The sequence below is a fragment of the Streptomyces sp. NL15-2K genome (assembly GCF_030551255.1).
In the GTDB taxonomy this organism is placed as follows: domain Bacteria; phylum Actinomycetota; class Actinomycetes; order Streptomycetales; family Streptomycetaceae; genus Streptomyces.
This window is the reverse complement of sequence record NZ_CP130630.1, coordinates 10,873,532-10,893,963: the sequence shown is the minus strand read 5'-3', so window position 1 is coordinate 10,893,963 and position 20,432 is coordinate 10,873,532. Positions and strand designations below refer to the sequence as shown.

Annotated in this window: 12 protein-coding genes; 7 read left to right on the top strand and 5 right to left on the bottom strand. The window is 73.5% G+C overall.

Annotation, left to right across the window (positions count from 1 at the left end):
- Window position 1: 1 nt before the first annotated feature.
- The 7 genes from Q4V64_RS47635 to Q4V64_RS47605 all read left to right on the top strand — a co-directional run bounded on the left by Q4V64_RS47635 (window position 2) and on the right by Q4V64_RS47605 (window position 6,788).
- Window positions 2–370, top strand: a complete 369-nt coding sequence (locus Q4V64_RS47635) for a DUF4333 domain-containing protein (RefSeq protein ID WP_124445010.1) — start codon at window positions 2–4, stop codon at window positions 368–370.
- Window positions 371–389: 19 nt separating this feature from the next.
- Window positions 390–1,112: an ABC transporter ATP-binding protein gene (locus Q4V64_RS47630; RefSeq protein WP_124445009.1), complete on the top strand. Its 723-nt coding sequence runs from the start codon at window positions 390–392 to the stop codon at window positions 1,110–1,112.
- A 32-nt stretch (window positions 1,113–1,144) separates the two neighbouring features.
- A complete protein-coding gene (locus tag Q4V64_RS47625) occupies window positions 1,145–3,160 on the top strand; it encodes an FtsX-like permease family protein (protein ID WP_124445008.1) in 2,016 nt (671 codons plus the stop codon).
- Window positions 3,161–3,507: 347 nt separating this feature from the next.
- Window positions 3,508–4,203 (top strand): response regulator transcription factor, encoded by a 696-nt coding sequence (locus tag Q4V64_RS47620; RefSeq protein WP_124445007.1) that lies wholly within the window; start codon window positions 3,508–3,510, stop codon window positions 4,201–4,203.
- A 123-nt stretch (window positions 4,204–4,326) separates the two neighbouring features.
- Window positions 4,327–5,220: a hypothetical protein gene (locus Q4V64_RS47615; RefSeq protein ID WP_124445006.1), complete on the top strand. Its 894-nt coding sequence runs from the start codon at window positions 4,327–4,329 to the stop codon at window positions 5,218–5,220.
- A gap of 111 nt (window positions 5,221–5,331) precedes the next feature.
- Entirely contained in the window at window positions 5,332–6,144 is an 813-nt protein-coding gene (locus Q4V64_RS47610) for an SAM-dependent methyltransferase (protein WP_124445005.1), read from the top strand.
- Window positions 6,145–6,251: 107 nt separating this feature from the next.
- A complete protein-coding gene (locus Q4V64_RS47605) occupies window positions 6,252–6,788 on the top strand; it encodes an NUDIX hydrolase family protein (protein ID WP_172629564.1) in 537 nt (178 codons plus the stop codon).
- A 74-nt stretch (window positions 6,789–6,862) separates the two neighbouring features.
- Here Q4V64_RS47605 and Q4V64_RS47600 read toward each other — a convergent pair whose 3' ends face one another.
- The 5 genes from Q4V64_RS47600 to Q4V64_RS47580 form a co-directional block, all read right to left on the bottom strand.
- A complete protein-coding gene (locus Q4V64_RS47600) occupies window positions 6,863–7,192 on the bottom strand; it encodes a DUF2218 domain-containing protein (RefSeq protein WP_124445003.1) in 330 nt (109 codons plus the stop codon).
- Between the two features lie 71 nt (window positions 7,193–7,263).
- The gene (locus tag Q4V64_RS47595) at window positions 7,264–8,490 is read right to left on the bottom strand and encodes a cytochrome P450 (RefSeq protein ID WP_124445002.1); all 1,227 of its coding nucleotides are present in this window, start codon (window positions 8,488–8,490) and stop codon (window positions 7,264–7,266) included.
- Between the two features lie 59 nt (window positions 8,491–8,549).
- Entirely contained in the window at window positions 8,550–8,762 is a 213-nt protein-coding gene (locus Q4V64_RS47590; RefSeq protein ID WP_124445001.1) for an MbtH family protein, read from the bottom strand.
- Window positions 8,759–12,673 (bottom strand): non-ribosomal peptide synthetase, encoded by a 3,915-nt coding sequence (locus Q4V64_RS47585; protein ID WP_124445000.1) that lies wholly within the window; start codon window positions 12,671–12,673, stop codon window positions 8,759–8,761. Before Q4V64_RS47585 ends, Q4V64_RS47590 begins: the two co-directional genes overlap by 4 nt.
- A 29-nt stretch (window positions 12,674–12,702) precedes the next feature.
- On the bottom strand, window positions 12,703–20,430 hold the full coding sequence (locus Q4V64_RS47580) for a non-ribosomal peptide synthetase (RefSeq protein WP_124444999.1): 7,728 nt from the start codon (window positions 20,428–20,430) through the stop codon (window positions 12,703–12,705).
- Between the last annotated feature and the right edge of the window lie 2 nt (window positions 20,431–20,432).

Sequence of the window (20,432 nt, the reverse complement as noted above, 5' to 3'; positions counted from 1 at the left end):
GATGCAGCGCAAGTTCCTCGTCGGTGCCGTCGGCGGTACGACCGCCGTCGTGAGCATCTTCGGTGTCGGCACCCACCTGCTTGCCAGGACCGAGTCGACCACCGGCCTCGACCCGGACAGCGCGGTGAGCGTCGGCGGTCACCGGGCCCTGGCCGCCGAGCTGGTCGCGGGCCGCACCGCGAGCCTGTACCACCCGCTGCCCTGGGTCGGGAAGAAGATCTCCGACGTCACCTGCCCGACCGGGCTCAAGGCCGTCGCCGGAGCCACCATCACCTGCACCGGCAAGAAGAGCGACGGCGAGACCGTCGAGATCCCCGTCGCCGTGGTCAAGGCCACGGACCACTCCATCACCTGGAAGTTCGAGCGCTAGAAGAGGACCGGTTCCCCTGATGCACACCGTTCTGGCCGGTCACGGCCTCGTCAAGAAGTACGGCTCCACCACCGCCCTGGCCGGCGTGGACGTCCAGGTCGGCGAGCGCGACTCGCTGGCGATCATGGGCCCGTCCGGGTCCGGCAAATCCACCCTGCTGCACACCCTGGCCGGCATCATCCGCCCCGACGGCGGCCAGGTGCTGCTGCGCGGCGAGCGAAGCGAGATGGGGGTCCCCCCGGCCGAAGGCTGGGCGCGCATCGACAAGCTGGGCGAGAACAAGCTCAGCGCGCTGCGCCGCAAGCGGTTCGGGTTCGTCTTCCAGTTCGGCCAGCTGCTGCCGGAGCTGCCCGCCGAGGAGAACGTCGCCCTGCCGCTGATGCTGGAGGGCACCCCGCGCAAGCAGGCCGTCGAGCGCGCCCGCCGCTGGTTCGCCCCGCTCGGCCTCGACGGGCTGGAGCAGCGCCGCCCCGGCCAGCTCTCCGGCGGTCAGGCCCAGCGCGTCGCCATCGCCCGTGCCCTGGTCGTCGAACCGGACGTGGTCTTCGCCGACGAACCCACCGGCGCCCTGGACCAGGTCACCAGCACCGAGGTGGTCCGACTGCTGACCTCGGTCACCCGCGAGCAGGGCGCCGCCCTGGTCATGGTCACGCACGACGCCGACGTCGCCGCCCACTGCGACCGGATCCTCCAGGTGCGGGACGGCCGGATCAGCAATTACAGCCAGTACACGGTCGCCTGACCACCCGCCCCCTTCCCAGCGGAGATGCCGCCATGCGTTCCCCCGTCCTGCCCCTGACCTGGCATCTCGCCAAGTCCTCCGGCCGCCGCGGCCTGCAGAGCCAGCTGCTGGCGGCCGGTGCCGCCGCCGTCGGCGCGTTCGTGCTGCTGGTCATGATCGCCGCCACCGTCGGCTCCGGCACCCGCGCCGACCACACGACGTGGCGCACCCCCGACGCCGTACCGGCGAAGCAGGCCACCGCCGTCCAGGCCCTGGCCACGACGTACGTCCGCCACGAGCCTGTCACCGTGGTGTCGCTGGCCCAGCTGCCCGGCCGCGAGGCGACCCCGGCACCGCCCGGCCTGAGCTCCTTCCCGGAGAAGGGCGAGGTGTACGTCTCCCCCGCCCTGGCCGAGCTGATGCACCAGCTGCCCGCGAGCCAACTGGCGGACCGCTTCCCGAAGGTGAAGTCCTACGGCACGATCGGCGCCGCCGGCCTCGCCTCGCCGGACGAGCTGGTCGCCGTGGTGGGGCGGGCGCCGGGCGATCCCGCGGTGTCGAAGGCGGCCGAGGGGGGCGGCGCCACCTGGTTCGACACCGGGCAGGCCGCGCGCGCCCGGATCTCCGGGTTCTCCGGAACGGAGAAGTCCCTGCTCACGGGCTCGGACAAGGGGACGGCGCTGCTGGGTGTGGTGCTGCTGGCGATGCCCGTGGTGGTGCTGGCCTCGGCGGCCGGACGGCTCGGGGCGGCCCGGCGTGAGCAGCGGCTGGCCGCGCTGCGCCTGGCGGGGGCGACCCCGCGGCAGATCCTCGCCATGACCGCCGCGGAGGCGGCGGGCGTCGGCGCGGCCGGCGCGCTGGCGGGCGCGCTCGCCTACGTGGCGCTGCTGCCCGCCCTGGCTCGGATCCCGTACGGCGTCGGCACCTGGTACACCGGTCAGCTGTGGGTGGGCCTGCCATGGTTCGCGGCCGTGGTGGTCGCGGTGACCGCGCTCATCACCGTCAGCGCCGTGTCGATGCTGCGCCAGGTGGCGGCCTCGCCCCTGGGGGTCGCCCAGCAGGCGAACCCGCGCCGCACCCGCTGGATCCGGTTCGTCGCCTTCGCGGCGACGCTGCTGTACGTCTTTCAGTCGACGGGCAACGGAGGCCTGACGCCCCGTCAGGCGATCGCCCTGCTGGTGCTGTTCTACGGCGCGTTCTGGCTCTTCGGTCCCTGGGTCGTGGACCGGCTGGGCCGGGTCGTGGGCCGCTTCGCCCGCCGGCCTGCGACCCTGCTGGCGGCGCGCCGCCTCAGTGACGACCCGCGCGGCGCCTGGCGCACGGTCAGCGGGCTGGTGCTCGCCGGGTTCGTGGCCGGGTTCTTCTCCGTCAGCCAGCTGGGCATGGAGGGCTCGCAGTATCAGGGCCAGGTCGCGGTGATCACCGACGCCGCACAGGCGCGGCACGCCGCCGACGAGGCCCGGACGCTGCTCGACCGGGCGGGCGCCACCGCGACCGTCACCGTCGGTCACGAGGACGACTACGACACTCTGCTGGGCGGCAGCCCCGGCGTGCTCGCCCGTGTCACCGGCGGTCAGGAGCAGATCGACACCGCGGTCACGGCCCTGACGTCCGTGGCGCCGGGCACACCGCCGTACTCCCAGGACTACGCGGCGGCGCCCGACAGCACGCTCTTCGACCGCATCTCCCAGGTCAGCACCGCCACCCTGGCCCTGAGCTTCCTCGTCGCGACCGCCTCGGCCGGTCTGACCGCCGCCGCGAACGTCCTCGACCGGCGGCGCGTCTACGCCCTGCTGCGGCTGGCGGGCACCCCGTTGAAGGTGCTGGACCGGGCCAGGCTCCGCGAGACGGTCCTCCCGCTGGTCGTCCTGGCGGGCGGCACCACCGGGATGGGCGTCTACGGCTCCTACAAGCTCAACCAGGCGGCCGACGTCGGGATCAACACCACCGGCGCCCTGCAACTGGCCGCCTGCGTGGTCATCGGCGCGCTGGCGATGTTCGCCGCGATCGTCGGCAGCAGGCCACTGCTGCGGAGGGTGACGGCGGATCCGGCGCAGACTGTCGACTGATCACCGCCGGTCGACGACCGGCGACCGGCGGCTGGCGGCTGGCGACTGGCGACTGGCGACTGGCGACTGGCGACTGGCGACTGCTGACGGACCCACCGTCGGCCGGACACTGCCGACAGGCCACCGCCGACAGACCACCATCCGCCGGACACTACCGACCGACCACCGCCGACAGACCACCATCCGCCGGACACTACCGACCGACCACCGCCGACAGACCACCATCCGCCGGACACTGCCGACAGGCCACGGCCGACCAGACACCGCCGACAGACCACCGCCGGGACGGCCCGCCGCATACGCCGGCGGGCCGTCGTCCCGTACACGCCCTGAGGCATGATCGAGCCATGACGAGCCCCACCCCGCCCGGCGCGCCCATCCGTGTCCTCATCGCCGACGACCAGGACATGGTCCGCACCGGCTTCCGCTTCTTCCTGGACGCGCAGCCCGACATCACGGTGGTCGCCGAGGCCGCCGACGGCGAGACGGCCGTCGCGCTCGCCCGCGAGGTGCGGCCGGACGTGTGCCTGCTGGACATCCGGATGCCGAGGCTGGACGGGCTGGCGGCGACCCGGCTGCTGGCGGGCCCGGACGTGCCCGACCCGATGCGGGTGGTCGTGGTCACCACCTTCGACCTCGACGAGTACGTGTACGGGGCGCTGCGCGGCGGGGCGTGCGGGTTCCTGCTCAAGGACTCCGGGCCGACCCTCCTGGCTGAGGCGGTCCGCGCGGCCGCGGCCGGCGACTCGCTCGTCTCCCCCTCGGTCACCGTCCGCCTGCTCAAGCACGTCACCGAGTCCCCGCGGCCGGCTGCCCGGTCCCGCCCCGCGCCGCCCACGGAACCCCTCACCGAGCGCGAGTCCGAGGTGGTCCGCCTGGTCGCCCTGGGCCGGACGAATGCCGAGATCGCCGCCGAGCTGTACGTCTCCCTCTCCACGGTCAAGACGCACCTGTCCAGCGTCCAGCTCAAGCTGGCCGCGCGGAACCGAGTCGAGATCGCGGCCTGGGCCTGGCAGCACGGGCAGGTGCAGCCGGGGGCGTGAAGGCGCGCCGGCCGGGCCGGTAACCGGGAGCGGCTCACCCGAACAGTCCGGTGCGCTGGTGCACAGCGGGGGCCGATGGTGCGCTGAGGGCACGTACCGCGTTGTTCTCAGGAGGCTTCCGCGATGACCTGTCGTCCGTCCTTCCCCTCTTGCCTCAAAGGCACGGGGGGTACCCCCATCGTCCGGTTGTTCGCCTCGGCCCTCGCGGCGGGCGCACTGCTGACCACGACGGCCTGTTCGGACGGCGACGGCGGTGGCGGTGGCGATTCGGGAGCCTCGGACGTCGCCGCGTCGTCCGCCGCCGAGAAGTCCCCGACTGCATCGCCCCGGGCCGCGCGGCAGACGCCGACCCCCACCGCGTCCGGCCGCCTCACCGCGGCGGGCGCGCAGGCCGCACTGGTCACCGAGGCCGACCTCGAGGACGACTGGACCCAGGTCCGGGACGCGGCCGCCTGGAGCGACACCCTGCTCATCGGCACGGTCGACGTCGCGGACTTCCTCACCGCCAAGGCCGACGCCGCCGACTGCCAGAAGCTGCTCGACGCCCTCTACGACGACGATCTGCTGGGCGAACCGTCCGGGGCGTCCGCCCTCAGGGGCTTCCAGCAGGACGACTCCCGCCTGCTCCACCAGGTCGCCGCCTACGACCGGGCCGCACTGGACGCCTCGCTGGCCTGGCTGAAGTCGCTGCCGGTCAAGTGCGACCAGTTCACCGCGACCAATGCCGCAGGCGAGCAGCGGACCGTGCAGGTGACCGAGACCTCGGTCCCGCAGACGGGCGACGCCCGGCAGGGCCTGCACGTGACGGTGCAGGGCACGGCAGCCGGCGCACCGGCCACGCTCACCCTCGACGTCGCCGCCGTACGCGTCGGCAGTGACGCCCTCACCGTCACCACCGGCGGACTCGACGGGGACGAGGACGACTCCTTCGAGCGGGCGGTGACGCGGGGCACCCAGCGGCTGACGGACGTGCTGGCCGGCCGGACGCCCACGGCGAACCCCGCCGCGTTCGACTGAGTTTCCCGCAGTCGGGCCGCCCTCTTCCGCTGGGGCCGTTTCCGGGACAAGCTGATCATCGGACGGCACAATGGCGGCGACGGCCGCAGGCGCGAAGCAAGGAGCGAACAGGTGAGCGAGAGCCACACCAAGTCAGACGGGTCGGCGAGGCTGAACACCGGTGTGGCGCACAACGCCCGCGTCTGGAACTACTGGATCGGCGGCAAGGACAACTACGAGGTCGATCAGCAGGTCGGCGAGCACGTGGCCGGAATGTTCCCGCTCATTCGGGAGGTCGCCCGCGCGGACCGCTGGTTCCTGGGCCGGGCGGTGCGATTCCTCGCCGAGGAGCAGGGGATACGGCAGTTCCTCGACATCGGCACCGGACTGCCGACGGTGGAGAACACCCACGAGATCGCCCAGCGGATCGCCCCCGACTCGCGCATCGTCTACGTCGACAACGACCCGATCGTGCTGGTCCACGCCCGCACCCTGCTGACCAGCACCTCCGAAGGTGTCACCGACTACATCGACGCCGACGTGCACGACCCGGACGCCATCCTCGAACGCGCCGCACGGACCCTGGACTTCGGCAAGCCGGTCGCGGTGATGATGCTGGGCATCCTCAACTTCGTACTCGACGCGGAGAAGGCACGGGACATCGCGCGGCGGGTCATGGCCGCGGTGCCCCCGGGCAGCTGTCTGGTTCTCACCCACCCCACCTTCGACGCCGACCTGGGCGGCGAGGGCCAGATCCCGGCCATGAAGTTCTGGAACGAGAACGCCACGCCGCCGGTCACCGCCCGTAGCCGGGAGGACATCGCCGCGTTCTTCGACGGGCTTCACTTGCTCGAACCGGGTCTGGTGTCGTGTTCGCAGTGGCGCGCCGAGCCCGACACTCCCGCCGCGGTGCCGCAGTTCGGCGCGGTGGCCGTCAAACGTTGAGAGCGCTGCGAGCGCCGAAAGCGCTGAGAATCTGTGAGCGCTGAGAACTCTGTGAGCACAACCGCTGTTCCGGCACCTTCTGAAAGTATGATCAAGCAATGTCTGACATGACCGAAACCACGCCGGGTTGGCTGAATCCCGACGAGCTCGAAATGGCGCGCGCCCGCCTGCCGATCCTGTACGTCGAGGCCGTGCCCGTGCGCGTCGACGACAGCGGCGAAGTCACCAGCATCGGACTGCTGCTCCGCATCGGCCCGGACGGAACGGTCAGCCGGACCCTGGTGTCGGGCCGGGTGATGCACCACGAGCGCGTCCGTGACGCCCTCCTGCGTCACCTGGAGAAGGACCTCGGCCCGGTCGCCCTCCCCCGCGTCCCGTCCTCCCTGCAGCCCTTCACCGTGGCCGAGTACTTCCCGACGCAGGGGGTCACGCCGTACCACGACCCCCGCCAGCACGCGGTGTCCCTCGCCTACGTCGTGCCGGTGGCCGGCGACTGCCGGCCCCGGCAGGACGCCCTGGACCTGGTCTGGTTCAGCCCGCAGGAGGCCCTGTCCCCTGCGGTGCAGAACGAGATGCCGGGCGGTCACGGGGTCCTGCTGAAGCAGGCGATGGCGCATGTGGGCTGCGTGTCCGAGGGCCCGTGATACGCGGGTCGGGACTGGCCGGGGTGCTGTCGGCAGACGGATCGGTGCCCGACCAGGTGCCGGCCCGGGTGCCGTCAGTCGGAGTCGTTGCGCTGTGTCGTGCCGGGCTCGCCGGTGTCGCGGTGCCACTCGACCACCAGCTCGTCCTTGGTGCCGAAGCGGACCAGGTGACGGCCGACGACGTCCTCGAGGATGGCGAGGTGTTCGGCGTCGGACTCCACCGCGAGCAGCAGGGCACCCTCGGTCGCGGTGAGGGATCCGGTCCCCTCGTTCTGGAAGACCAGGCGGCCCACGCCGGTCTCCTCGTCCCAGCTGGTCTCGCTGCGCCGGCCGAGGTGGGAGGCGAGCTGCTTGGCATAGCGGTGCGGGCGGTCGGTGGCGACGCGTGCTTCGGAACGGGGCATGACGGGCTCCCAGGGTTCGCTGATGCGGGCGGACGAGTAGATGATGCCGGACCGACGGTCCGGACACGGGCTCAGGTGCCCTTGAGTGCCAGCGGCAACGAGCTCAGGCCGCTGAGGAAGTTGGAGTAGACGGGTCGTGCCGGGCCGGTCTGTTCCCACTCCGCGACCAGATCGCGCAGTCCGGCCAGTACGGCCCCGATCTCGGCCCGGGCCAGATAGGCGCCGAGGCAGAAGTGCGGGCCGTAGGCGAAGGTGATGTGCTTGTTGGGCACGCGGTCGAGCCGCAGCCGGTCGGGGGCGTCGAAGACCCGCTCGTCGTGGTTGGCGGAGGCGTTCCAGATGGTGACGATGTCCCCGGTCCTGATCGGGTGGCCGGCGATCTCGGTGTCGGTGGTCGCGGTGCGCCCCGAGTGCAGGGCGGGGGTCGTCCAGCGGAGCATCTCCTCGACGGCCGTGTCGATGGACACGTCACCGCGTTTGAGTGCCCGCCACTGGTCGGGGTGCTCGAGGAGGGCGAGGGCGGCGCCCACCATCGACAGCCGGGCCGTCTCGTCGCCACCGAGGATGAGGCTGTAGCAGTTGAGCATGATCTCGTCGTCGTCCAGCGGCAGTCCGTTCACCTCGCTGCCCGCCAGCAGTGCGATGACGTCGGCGTGGCCGCCCTCGCGCCGGTCGCGGGCGAGGCCCGCGAAGTAGAGCAGGATCTCGCTCTTGGCGATCCAGGCGTCGGCCGCCGTACTGTCCGCCTGGTGCGAGCCCAGCGCCGAGGACGTCAGGCTCAGCACATGGGCCCGGTCGCTGTCGGGCACGCCGAGCAGGTCGCAGATGGCGCCGAGCGGAATGCCCGCCGCGACGTCGGCGGCGAAGTCGCACGTGCCCTTCTCGATCGCGTCCCGCAGCAGCCGCTGGACCGTGCCGCGCACACTGGCGACGATCGGCTCCAGGGCACGCGGCGTGAACGCGGACATCAGGATGCGGCGCAGTCCGGCGTGTCGCTGCCCGTCGGTGATGGCGAGCATGCGGCCGGCCGCGGAGTCGCCGCCGGCCAGCAGGGTCTCCAGGACGTTGCCGCCCTCGGAGGTGAAGCGGGTGCTGTCGCGGTACACGGAGGTGACGTCGGCGTGCCGGGTCACCACCCAGAAGCCGGGGGCCGAGCCGGTGGCCGGGTTCCAGTGGACCGGCTCGTGCTCCCGCAGGTGACGCCACACGGCGGACAGGTCGCTCTCGGCATGCAACCGCGGATCGGCCAGGTCCAGCGTGTCCAGCTCGCCGGGGGCGATCGTCCGCCGCGTGGTCATCCCGGTGTTCCTCTCGTTGTCGCTTCCGCCGTCGTTTCCGTTGTCGCTTCCGTGCTTCGTCACTCGCCCATGGCCTGGATCAGGCTCTTGGGCCGCATGTCGGTCCAGTGCTCCTCGACGTACGCCACGCAGTCCTCGCGGCTCGCGCGGCCGTGGACGACGGTCCAGCCGGCCGGGACCTCGGCGAAGGCGGGCCACAGTGAGTGCTGGCCCTCGTCGTTCACCAGGACGTGGTGTTCGAGGGTGTCGTCGTCGAACGGGTTGGTGGTCATGCGGAGTTGCTCCTGTCGGGTGTGGAAGGGGTCGTGCGGAGCCGCCGGTCGAGCACGGGTCCGATCCGGTCCAGCGACGCGGGCCGGGTCATCTCGCCGTGGGCGCAGGGGATGTCGTGGTGGTCGACGCGGCCTTGGATGTACGGCTGCCAGGAGCCGGGCCGGTCCGGGTGCGCGTCCGGATCTTGTGCGGCGGTGAAGAGCAGCAGGTCACCGCGGTACGAAGCGGGGGCGAATTCCTCCAGCAGACGCCGGTTGTCCGCCGTCACCTCGACCAGGGCGGCGAGTTCGGGGTCGTCGAGACTGCCCGGGAGGTCGGGCACGGCGCGCACCAGCTCGGTGAACCGGGCGTCGGTCAGCTCCTGCGGCGACGGCGGCACCTGCCGCCCCAGGATGGCGAGGAGGCTGCTCAGCACGGCCGGCCGGTCCGTGGGACGCGGGCCCTGGCTGGTCCATGCCCCGGGGAAGGAGTCGAGCATCGCCAGCAGCGCGACCCGTTCCCCCGCCGCCTGGAGTGCCGTGGCGACACCGTGGGCGACGAGGCCGCCCATGGAGTAACCGAGCAGGTGGTAGGGGCCTCGGGGCTGGATCTCGCGGATGCGGGCGGTGTGGTCGGCGACGGCCTCCGCCAGGCTGTGCGACCGCGGTGTTCCGGGGAGCAGCCCGCGGGACTGCAGTCCGTACAGCGGCCGGTCGGGGTCGAGATGACGGGTCAGCCCGGCGAATCCCCAGGCCAGCCCGGATGCGGGCGGCAGGCAGAACAGCGGCTCACGGTCGCCCCGGGTACGCAGCGGGAGTACGACGTCCAGGGCCGACCGCCCGGAGGCCGCCACGGCCCCGGTCCCGCTCCCACCGGTCAGCCTCCGTGCCAGTGCGGCCACGGTCGGCGTCTCGAAGACGGCCCGCAGGGGCAGTTCGGCGCCGAGTTCGGTACGGATCCGGGCGGTGAGCCGGGGGGCCAGCAGGGAGTGCCCGCCGAGGTCGAAGAAGCCGTCGTGGACGCCGACTCGGAGCGGGTCGAGGCCGAGGACGTCGGCGACGATCGCCCGCAGCCGTTCCTCCTGCTCGGTGCGCGGGGCGCTGCGCGTACGGCCGGCCGGTGTCCCGGGTGCGGGCAGGGCCTTGCGGTCCAGTTTGCCGCTGGCGGTGAGCGGAAGGCGGTCGAGGACGACGACTGCCGAGGGGACCATGTGAGCGGGCAGTGTTCGGGCCAAGTGGGCGCGCAACGAGGCCGGTTCGGCGGTCGTCACGGCGTAGGCGACGAGCTGCCGCTCGCCGCGCTGGTCCTCGCGTACCGCGGCGGCCGCGTGTGTCACGGCCGGGTGGGCCGCCAACACGGCTTCGATCTCGCCGAGTTCGACGCGGAAGCCGCGGATCTTGACCTGGTGGTCGGCCCGGCCGAGGAAACGCAGCTGCCCGTCGAAGCCGCGCACCGCCAGGTCTCCCGTCCGGTACATCCGCTCCCCGGGACCGCCGAACGGGTCGGCGACGAACCGCTGCCCGGTCAGTCCCGGGCGGCCGAGGTAGCCGCGGGCCGGTCCGCCGCCCGCCAGGTAGACCTCCCCCGGCACGCCGTCGGGCACCGGTTGGAGGGCCTGGTCGAGGAGACGCAGGCGGTTGCGGGCGAGCGGGCGGCCGAGCGGCGGCGGACCGTCCTTGCCGTACGGATCGACGTCGGACTGCCAGGCGGTGGCGTAGACGGTCGCCTCGGTGGGCCCGTAGAAGTTGATGATCCGCGCGCCGGGGAAGGCGGCCCCGAGGTCGGTGAGGAGCTGCTCGGGGATGGGTTCGCCGCCCAGCGCGACGACCTGAGGGGAGACGTCCGGGCGGTCGGCGACGACGGTGGCCATGACCGAGGGCACCCCGCTGATCAGGCTCGCGTCCCAGCCGTCTGCCGCGCCCAGCGCCAGCAGGTTCTCGACGATCTCGATACGGCCGCCGCACAGCAGCGGCGAGAAGATCTCGAAGACGGACACGTCGAAGTTGAGCGAGGTGGAGAACAGCACTTTGGCCAGTCGCTCGGCCCCGAGCGCGGTGTGCGTCCACTCGACGAACTCGACGACGCTCCGGTGGGTCGCCGCCACGCCCTTGGGCCGTCCGGTGGAGCCTGAGGTGTAGGTGACGCAGGCGAGGCTGTCGGGCGACGACGCGGGTGCGGTCCCGAGATTCTGACCGTCCCTCATGTCGGGGAGGAGCAGCACCGCGGTCCCCTCGGGCAGTACCGCGGCCGTGTCGTGGGTGGCCAGGACGACGACCGGCCGGGCGTCGTCGACGATGTAGGCGAGACGGTCGGGCGGGTAGGCCGGGTCGAGCGGCAGATAGGCGGAACCGGACTTCAGGATGCCGAGGACGGCGACGACCAGATCCGCCGTACGCGGCAGCGCGATGCCGACGACCCGCTCGGGGCCGGCCCCCATGGAGACGAGCCGACGGGCCAACCGGTCGGCCTGGTCGTCCAGTTCGCGGTATGTCAGGCCGGCGCCGCGGTCCAGCACGGCCTCGGCGTCCGGGGTGGCGGTGACCTGTGCGGCCCACAGGTCGGTGAGCGTGCGGGTCGCCGGGGCCGGTTCGGTGCGTGGGGATTCATCCCGGGAGGTCAGTCCGACACGGCCGAGCGGCAGTTGCGGATCGGTCGCCATGATCTTCAGGAGCCGTACGAGGCGGGCGAGCGTGGCCTCGGCCCACTCGGCGTCGAACAGGTCGGGCCGGTAGGCCAGCCGGAAGCGCGGCCGGGGGCCGGGGACAGCCACCAGCGTCACGGGGTAGTGGGTCGCGTCACACCCGCCCGTGCCGACGACCCGCACACCGTCACCCGGGTCGGTGGCCTGCTGGTCCGTCGGATAGTTCTCGAACACGACCAGCGTGTCGAAGAGTTCGGGTGTGCCGGCCGCCCGCTGGATGTCGGCGAGCCCCAGGTGATGGTGGTCGAGCAGCCGGACGTATCCGTCCTGGACCCGGCGCAGCAGCCCGCTCACGGGTTCGTCGGGGCGTAGCCGGACGCGGGTGGGGACGGTGTTGATGAACAGGCCGACCATCGACTCCACGCCGGGCAGTTCGGCCGGGCGGCCGGAGACGGTGGCGCCGAAGACGACGTCGTCGTGCCCCGTCGTACGGCTGAGCAGGATCGCCCAGGCGGTCTGGACGAGGGTGTTCACGGTGACGCCCAGCCTCCGGCCCAGGGCGGTCAGGGCGGTGCCGGTGTCCGCCGGTATTTCCAGGTGGGCCTGTGCGAGGTCGCCGGAGCCGCGGCCGTCCGGGGCGTGCTCGGCGAGGCGGGTCGGTTGCGCCACTCCGGTCAGCGCCTGACGCCAGGCGGATTCGGCGGCCGTACGGTCCCGGCGGCCCAGCCAGTCCAGGAACGTGCGGTAGGGCGGCGCCGGCGGCAGTGCGGCGGGGTCGCCACCGGCCTCGTACAGGGCGAGGAGTTCGCGCAGCAGGACGGAGACCGACCAGCCGTCGAGCAGGATGTGGTGGTGGGTGACGAGGAGGCGGTGCCGTCGCTCGCCCGTGCGGGCCAGGGTGCAGCGGATCAGCGGCGGGGTGGCGGGGTCGAAGCCGCGGCCGAGGTCTTCGTCCAGCAGCCGTGCCCACTCCTCCTCGGTGTCGGTGTCGGGACCCGTAAGGTCGGTCTCGGTCCACGGCAGCGCGGCCCGGCGCGGCACGACCTGCACCGGCTGGCCGCCGCGGCGGCGCCGGAAGGCCGCCCGGAGGGTCGGATGCCGGTCCAGCAGGGCCTGGGCGGCGGTCCGCAGCCGGGTGGCGTCCAGGGTGCCGTCGAGGTCGAAGACCAGCTGGACCAGATAGACGTCCCGGGCGTCCCGCTCCCGCTCGTACAGGGCGTGGAAGAGCAGGCCCTCCTGGAGCGGTGTCAGGGGCAGTACGTCGACTTGCGCGGGCCGCGCGGTCGTCATGGGATTCTCACCGTCTCTCTTGGATGGTGCTAGCCGTCGAGGCCCGCGGCGAGTTCGTCGAGTTCGTCCTGGGACAAGGCAAGTTCGTCTTGGGACAAGGCGAGTTCGTCCTGGGACAGCGAGAGGCTCTCCGTCCCCGGGGCGTGCTCGGCCCGGGCGACGAGTGCGGTGAGCGCGGCGAACCAGGCGTCGGCCAGGGCGCGCACCTCCGCCTCGGTCAGTACGCCGTCCGGCCACGACCAGTCGGCGACCAGCCGGGGTCCGGTGCCGGAGTCGTGGACGACCGCGTTGAGGTCGAGTGCGTGGGCGGTGCCGAGGCCGGGGTCGGTGCCGCTGCCGAGCGCCGCGGACTCCGGGGCGAAGGCCCACTCGGCGGTGTCTGCGGGTGCGGTGAACCGGCCCAGGTAGTTGAAGCCGACCGCGGGGGCGGGGTGCTCGGTCAGACCGGGCGCCGTGTCGGGGTTGAGGTGGCGCAGCAGGCCGAACCCGATGCCGTGGTCGGGCAGCCCGCGAAGCCGCTCGCCGACCCGGCGGGCCGCGGTCTCGGCGGCGGGGCCGGCGGCCAGCGCGTCGGCGAGGTCGATGCCCTCCAGGTCGAGGTGGACCGGGTAGAGCGAGGTGAACCAGCCGACCGTACGGGACAGGTCGAGTCCGCGGGTCAGTTCCTCGCGGCCGTGTCCCTCGACGTCGACGAGGACGTGCGGGGAGCCCTGGCGGTCGGCGAGGGCCAGGGCGAGGCCGGTGAGCAGCACGTCCTGCGTGCCGGTGCCGAAGGCGGCGGGGACGGTGGTGAGCAGCGGCCCGGTCGCCTCGGGGGGCAGGGTGAGGCGGAGCGAGCGCGTGCCGGCGGCGGTGTCTCGTGCGGGGTCGAGCGGGCGGGCGCCCAGCGGGGTGCGCGGGGCGGCGAGCATACGGCGCCACAGCTCCGCCTCGGCGACGCGCGCGGGCCTGTGGGCCTCGTCGCCCAGCAGCCCGGACCAGCGGCGGAACGACGTGCCGACCTCAGGGAGCTTCGGAGCGCGCCCCTGGACGACCGCGGCCCACGCCGCTTCCAGGTCGGGCAGCAGGATCCGCCAGGACACGCCGTCCACGACCAGGTGGTGCGCGACGAGCAGCAGGCGCCCCGGACGGTCGGGCCCGGCGTCGAACCACACGGCGCGCACCATCGCCCCGGCCGCCGGATCGAGCAAACCGAGCACCCGGTCGAATTCCTCGGCGACGGCCGCGTGCAGGTCCTCGTCCCCGCCGGTGTCCCGGCGGTCGAGCAGGTCGGCGGCGCGCACCCGGCCTGCCGGGCGGATGTCGAGGGCCTGTGTCGGAAGTGGCGTCGTCCGCCCGGAGGGCGGGCCCACTTCCGACGCAGGCCCTGGGGCGGGGACCGGGGTGAGCCGGGCCCGGAGCACGGCGTGGTGGTCGATCAGGGCCTGCAGGGCCTCGGTCAGGCGTGGGAGGCCGGCGCCGGCCGGGACCGTCAGCAGGACGGACTGGCTGAGCCGGTCGATCGGTCCGCCGCGTTCCAGCAGCCAGTGCATCACCGGAGTGAGCGGCGCCGTCCCGACACCGTCGTCCTGCTCGTCCGTGCTGCCGGCTCCCACCGGCCCCCGCGCCACGGCCGCCAGCCCGGCCACCGTCTGATGCTCGAACACATCACGCGGGCTGATCACCACGCCGGCCTCCGCGGCCCGGCTCACCAGCCGGATCGAGGAGATGCTGTCCCCGCCGAGGGCGAAGAACCCGTGGTCGAGGGGAACGTCGGCCAGCTTGAGGAGGTCGCGGAAGAGACCGGCGAGGATCCGCTCGGCTTCCGTCGCGGGCTCCCTGCCACCCGGCGCCCCGGCCGTCGTGGGAGCGGGCAGCGCCTTGCGGTCGAGCTTGGCGTGCGGGGTCAGCGGCAGGGCGTCGAGCACGACGAGCGCCGACGGCACCATGTAGTCCGGCAGCGCCCGCGCCGCGTGCGAGCGCACCGCCGCCGGGTCGGGGGCGCGGCGAGGGTCCCGCGGAACGACGTACCCGACCAGGCGCCGCTCGGAGGGCTCGTCCTCCCGGACGACCACGGCCGCGCGGGCGACGTCCGGGTGCCGGACCAGTACGGCCTCGATCTCGCCGGGCTCGACGCGGAAGCCGCGGATCTTGACCTGGTCGTCCGCCCGGCCCGTGTACTCCAGCTCGCCCTCGGCCGACCAGCGCACCAGGTCGCCCGTTCGGTACATGCGGTCGCCGGGCGCGCCGAACGGGTCGGCGACGAACCGCCCCGCCGTCAGTCCCGGCCGGCCCAGGTAGCCGCGTGCCACGCCCGCGCCGGCGAGGTACAACTCGCCGACCGCTCCGGGCGGCACCGGCCGCAGCCAGGCATCCAGCACGTGCGCCCGGGTGCCGGCCACGGGCCGGCCGATGGGCGGAGCCTGGTCGCCCGACAGCGGCACGCTGATCGTCGCGCACACCGTCGACTCGGTCGGCCCGTAGGCGTTGGCCATGAGCCGGCCCGGCGCCCACCGGGCCACCAGCTCGCCCGGGCACGCCTCCGCGCCCACGACCAGGGTCCGCAGCCCGGGAAGGTCGCCGGCGGGGAGCGTCGCGAGCGCGGCGGGCGGGATGAGGGCGTGGGTGATCCCGCCCTCCCGCAGGGCCCGTTCGAGGGCCTCGCCGACCAGCGGGCCGGGCTCGGCCGGTACCACCAGGGTCCCGCCGGAGGCGAACGCCATCAGCAGCTCCATCACCGACGCGTCGAAGCCGGGCGCCGAGAACTGCAGCACGCGGGAGCCCGCGCCGAGGCCGAAGCGTTCGATCTGCGTCCGTGCCAGGGCGGCGAGCCCGCGGTTCTCCACGACGACGCCCTTCGGCACGCCCGTCGAGCCCGAGGTGTGGATGACGTACGCGGCCTGGCGCGGGTGGTACGCCGTCGGCGGCTCGCCCGCCGGGCCGTCCGCGTTCACGTCCTGGAGGACATAGGACGGGCGGGCGTCGTCCAGCAGGAAGTCGATGCGCTCGCGGGGCAGCCCGGGGTCCACCGGCAGGAACGCCGCACCGGCCAGCGCGACCGCCAGGACCGCGACGATCCGGTCGGCGGAACGCGGCATCAGCACCGCCACGACATCGCCGGGTCCGACCCCGCGGCCGGCCAGCACGCGGGCCAACCGGTCGGCCCGCGTGCCGAGTTCGGCGTACGAGAGCTCGTTCAGGGCCGGTGCGTCCGGGCTGCGGCGTGCCTGCTCCCGGAACAGCTCCGCAAGGGAGGTCTCGGTCGCGTCGCCCGGGACGGTGTTCCACTCGTCGAGGCGTCGCCGCTCACCCTCGTCGAGGAGGTCGATGTCGCCGATGCGCCGGTCGGGGTCGGCGGCGACGGCGGTGAGCAGACGGACGAGTCGCCGTGCGAGCCGCTCGGCCGTGTCGGGGTCGAACAGGTCGGTGCTGTACTCGGCGACGCCGTCGATGCCCGCGGGGGAACCGTCGTCGTGACGGTGCTCGGTCAGGTACAGGGACAGCTCGAAGCGGGCGGCCCCGGTCTCGACGGACTCGCGGGAGACCCGCAGGCCGGGGAGCGAGAGGCCGGGCTCGGTCGTGTGGCCGGTGAAGGCCAGCATGACCTGGAAGAGGGGGTGGCGGGCGAGGGAGCGTTCGGGGCTGAGCGCGTCCACGAGGAGGTCGAAGGGCACGTCCTGGTGGGCGTAGGCGGCCAGGTCGATGTCCCTTACCCGGTGCAGGAGTTCACGGAAGGAGGGATTGCCGGAGGTGTCGGTGCGCAGGGTGAGGCTGTTGACGAAGAATCCGACGAGGTCGTCCAGCCTGCCGTCGGTCCGCCCGGCGACCGGCGTGCCGAGGGGGATGTCGGTGCCGGATCCGAGCCGGGTCAGCAGGGCGGCGAATCCCGCCTGGAGCACCATGAAGAGCGTGACGCGCGAGGACGCGGCCAGGTCGGCGAGCCTGCCGTGCAGTTGCGCGTCGAGCGCGACGGCGGCGCGGTCCCCTCGGCCGCTGGGCTCGGCGGGCCTCGGGCGGTCGGCCGGGAGGGGCAGTTCCTCGGGGGCGCCGCTCAACGCCTCCTTCCAGAAGCCGATCTGGTCGGCCATCAGTTCCGTGGGGTCGTCCTCGGGGCCGAGCAGTTCGCGCTGGTGGCAGGCGAAGTCGGCGTACTGGACGGGCAGCGGCCGCCAGTCGGGCGCGTGCCCCGCCGACCGGGCTGCGTACGCCGTCTCCAGGTCGCGCATCAGCGGTGCCATGGACCAGCCGTCCACGGCGATGTGGTGGGCGAGCAGCAGCAGGACGTGCGTGTCGGCGCCGAGGTCGTAGAGGGTGGCGCGCAGCGGCAGGTCGGTGGCCAGGTCGAAGCGGTGGCCCGCGGCGGCGGTGAGCAGCGCGGGCAGCTCGGCCTCGGTGGCCGTTTCCGTCCCCATGGGCAGCGGTGCGGCGGCCGGGTCCAGGATCCGCTGGTACGGGGTGCCCCGGACGTCCGGGTGGCGTGTGCGCAGGGGCTCGTGGCGGGCGACGACGTCGGCGAGCGCCGCCTTGAGGGCCTGCCGGTCGAGGGGGCCGGTCAGGCGCAGGGCCCAGGGCACGGTGTAGGTGGTGTGGCCGCCGTCGAGGCGGCTCATGAACCACAGGCGCTGCTGGGCGTACGACAGCGCAAGCGGGTCCGGTCGCCGGTCCCGGCGTGTGAGTTCGGGCCGCCGCTCGTCCGCCGTCCGGTCCGCCCGGGCCGAGAGTCCGGCGGGCGTCGGGGTCTCGAAGACGGCTCGTACGGGCAGCGTGGTGCCGAGCGCGCCCTTGATCCGGTCGGCGAGCCGCATGGCGAGCAGCGAGTCCCCGCCGAGCTCGAAGAAGCCGTCGTCCACGCCCACGCGGCGGGCGTCGAGGCCCAGCACGTCGGCGAACAGGCCGCACAGGATCTCCTCCTGCGGGGTGCGCGGGGCCCGGCCTGTTCCTGCCCCCGCCCCGGTGCCGGGGGCGGGCAGGGCGGCGCGGTCGAGCTTGCCGTTGGCGGTCAGCGGCAGCCGGTCCAGGACCACGACGGCCGACGGAACCATGTGGTCCGGCAGCGTCCGGGCCGCGTGCCGCCGTACCGTCGCCGGGGCGGGGGCGCACGAGGGGTCGGCGGCGGCGACGTAGCCCACCAGCCGTCCGTCGCGGATGAGGACGGCCGCACGCGCCACCTCGGGATGGGCGGCGAGCGCCGCCTCGACCTCGCCGGGTTCGATGCGGAAGCCGCGGATCTTGACCTGGTCGTCCGCGCGGCCCACGTACTCCAGCTCGCCCTCGGCGCTCCACCGGGCCAGGTCGCCTGTCCGGTACATGCGTTCGCCGGAGGTGCTGAACGGATCGGCCACGAACCGCCCCGCGGTGAGCCCCGGCCGGCCCAGATATCCGCGCGCCAGACCCACACCGGCGACGTAGAGCTCGCCGGTCGCGCCGGGGGGTACGAGGCGCAGGCCGGCGTCCAGGACGTAGGCGCGCAGATCGGGAATGGTCCGGCCGATCCCGCTCACCCGGCCCGCGCTCAGCGGCTGTCCCGTGACGTGGACGGTCGTCTCGGTGATGCCGTACATGTTCACCAGGACGGGGGTGTCCTGCGGGCGGCGCGTGTACCACTCGGCGGCCTGGGCCGGGTCGAGTGCCTCGCCGCCGAAGACGATGTACCGCAGCGCCAGGTCGCCGGGGACGCCGGCCCGCAGCAGTTCCCCGAACGCCGACGGCGTCTGGTTCAGCACGGTGACCCGTTCGCGTGCGAGCAGCCGCACGAACTCCTCCGGCTCGCGGCTCACCTCGAACGGCACGATCACGAGCGTGCCGCCGTGCAGCAGCGCTCCCCACAGCTCCCAGACCGAGAAGTCGAAGGCGTAGGAGTGGAACAGCGTCCACACGTCGTCCGGGCCGAAGTCGAACCAGTGGCGGGTCGATTCGAAGAGCCGGATCACGTTCCGGTGCGGTACGGCGACCCCCTTGGGCTGTCCCGTGGAGCCGGAGGTGTAGATGACGTAGGCGAGGTGATCGCCGGTCAGGCGCGGTGCGGGCAGCGGTGCCGTGTCCTGCTGCGGCTGCTCGCCGGGCACGACCACGGGGACGTCCGAGGCGGGCAGGTTCTGAGCCACGTCCTCGGTCGTCACCAGCAGCACCGGTTCGGCGTCGGCGAGCATGAAGGCCAGCCGGTCCGCCGGGTACTCGGGGTCCATCGGCAAGTAGGCCGCACCTGTCCTGAGTACCGCCAGCACGGCCACCACCAGCTCCGGCGAGCGGGGCAGTGCGAGGGCGACCAGCCGCTCCGGTCCCGCGCCACGGGCCGCCAGCAGCCGCGCGAGGCGGTCCGCGCGGGCGTCCAGTTCGGCATAGGTCAGCCGGACGCCCTCGTGCACTACGGCGGTCGCGTCGGGGGTGTGGGCGGCCTGGCGGGCGAACAGCTCGGGCAGGGTGGCCTCCCGGGTGTGCCCGGCGGGTGCCGCACCGAGGAGCCGTTCCCGCTCCCCCGGCAGCAGTACCTCCACCTCGTGTGCGCGCCGGTGCGGGTCGGTGACCAGCGCTTCCAGGGTGACGGCGAAGCGGTCCAGCAGGGTGCGGGCGCCGGTCTCGTCGTACAGGTCGGGCCGGTAGGACAGGCGCAGGGCGAGGCGGCGGGCGGGCAGGACGGCGAGGGTGAGCGGGTAGTGGGTGGCGTCGCGGCCGGTGAGCTGGGTGACCCGGGACGCTCCGGGGCCGACGGTGGCCGGATGGTTCTCGAAGGCGAACAGGGTGTCGAAGAGCTCGCCGCTCGCGCCGGTGGCGCGGCGGATGTCGGCGAGGCCGAGGTGCTGGTGCGGAAGGAGGGCCGCCTGCCGGTCCTGGAGGCCGGTGAGCAGGTCGGCGACGGTGGCGCCGTCGTCCCAGCACACGCGGGTGGCCACGGTGTTGATGCAGAAGCCGACCATCGAGGCGATGTTCGGCAGCTCGGGCGGGCGGACCGTGACGGTCTGCCCGAAGACGACGTCGGTACGGCCGGTCAGCCGCCCCAGCAGCACGCCCCAGGCGCCCTGGACGAGGGTGTTGAGGGTGATGCCGAGGGAGCGGGCCGTGGTCTCGGCGGCGGCGGTCAGCCGCTCAGGGAGTTCGACGACGAGTTCCTCGGGCAGCACGGTGGCGGCGTCGACCCCCGTGGGGGTGAGCAGTGTGGGCTCGCCCGTCCCGGACAGCGCGTCGCGCCAGGCCGTCTCGGCGGCGGTGCGGTCCTGCCGGGCCAGCCAGGCGAGGTAGTCGCGGTAGGCGGGCGCCACCGGCAGGGCGGTCGGGTGCTCGCCCTCGTACAGGGCGGTGAACTCGCGCACGAGCAGCTGCTTCGACCAGCCGTCGAGCAGGATGTGATGGTTGGTGACGACCAGCCGGTGGTGGTCCAAGGACCAGCGGACCAGCAGGTACCTGAGGAGCGGCGGCTTCGCGAGGTCGAAGCGGCGGGTGCGCTCCTCGTCCAGCAGCCGCTCCCACTCCTTGTCGCGCTCGCCCTCGCCGAGGTCCGACAAGTCGGCCTCCGCCCAGGGCAGTTCGACATCGGTGGGCACGATCTGCACGGGCTGCCCGGCCTCCCGGCGGCGGAAGCAGGCGCGCAGGTTGGGGTGCCGGTCGAGCAGGGCCTGCCCGGCGGCGCGTACGGCGGCGGGGTCGACCGGGCCGGTCAGCTCCAGGATCTGCTGGGCCGCGTAGACGTCGGGTGACCGCTCGTCGTCGTAGCGGGCGTGGAAGAGCAGCCCTTCCTGCAACGGCGACAGGGGCAGGATGTCGGCGATTGCTGACCGAGTCACCG

Excerpts from the sequence above, each read along its gene's own strand:
- Q4V64_RS47635 (WP_124445010.1), top strand. The coding sequence starts at position 2 with ATGCAGCGCAAGTTCCTCGTCGGTGCCGTCGGCGGTACGACCGCCGTC.
- Q4V64_RS47630 (WP_124445009.1), top strand. The coding sequence starts at position 390 with ATGCACACCGTTCTGGCCGGTCACGGCCTCGTCAAGAAGTACGGCTCC.
- Q4V64_RS47625 (WP_124445008.1), top strand. The coding sequence starts at position 1,145 with ATGCGTTCCCCCGTCCTGCCCCTGACCTGGCATCTCGCCAAGTCCTCC.
- Q4V64_RS47620 (WP_124445007.1), top strand. The coding sequence starts at position 3,508 with ATGACGAGCCCCACCCCGCCCGGCGCGCCCATCCGTGTCCTCATCGCC.
- Q4V64_RS47615 (WP_124445006.1), top strand. The coding sequence starts at position 4,327 with ATGACCTGTCGTCCGTCCTTCCCCTCTTGCCTCAAAGGCACGGGGGGT.
- Q4V64_RS47605 (WP_172629564.1), top strand. The coding sequence starts at position 6,252 with ATGACCGAAACCACGCCGGGTTGGCTGAATCCCGACGAGCTCGAAATG.
- Q4V64_RS47600 (WP_124445003.1), bottom strand. The coding sequence starts at position 7,192 with ATGCCCCGTTCCGAAGCACGCGTCGCCACCGACCGCCCGCACCGCTAT.
- Q4V64_RS47595 (WP_124445002.1), bottom strand. The coding sequence starts at position 8,490 with ATGACCACGCGGCGGACGATCGCCCCCGGCGAGCTGGACACGCTGGAC.
- Q4V64_RS47590 (WP_124445001.1), bottom strand. The coding sequence starts at position 8,762 with ATGACCACCAACCCGTTCGACGACGACACCCTCGAACACCACGTCCTG.
- Q4V64_RS47585 (WP_124445000.1), bottom strand. The coding sequence starts at position 12,673 with ATGACGACCGCGCGGCCCGCGCAAGTCGACGTACTGCCCCTGACACCG.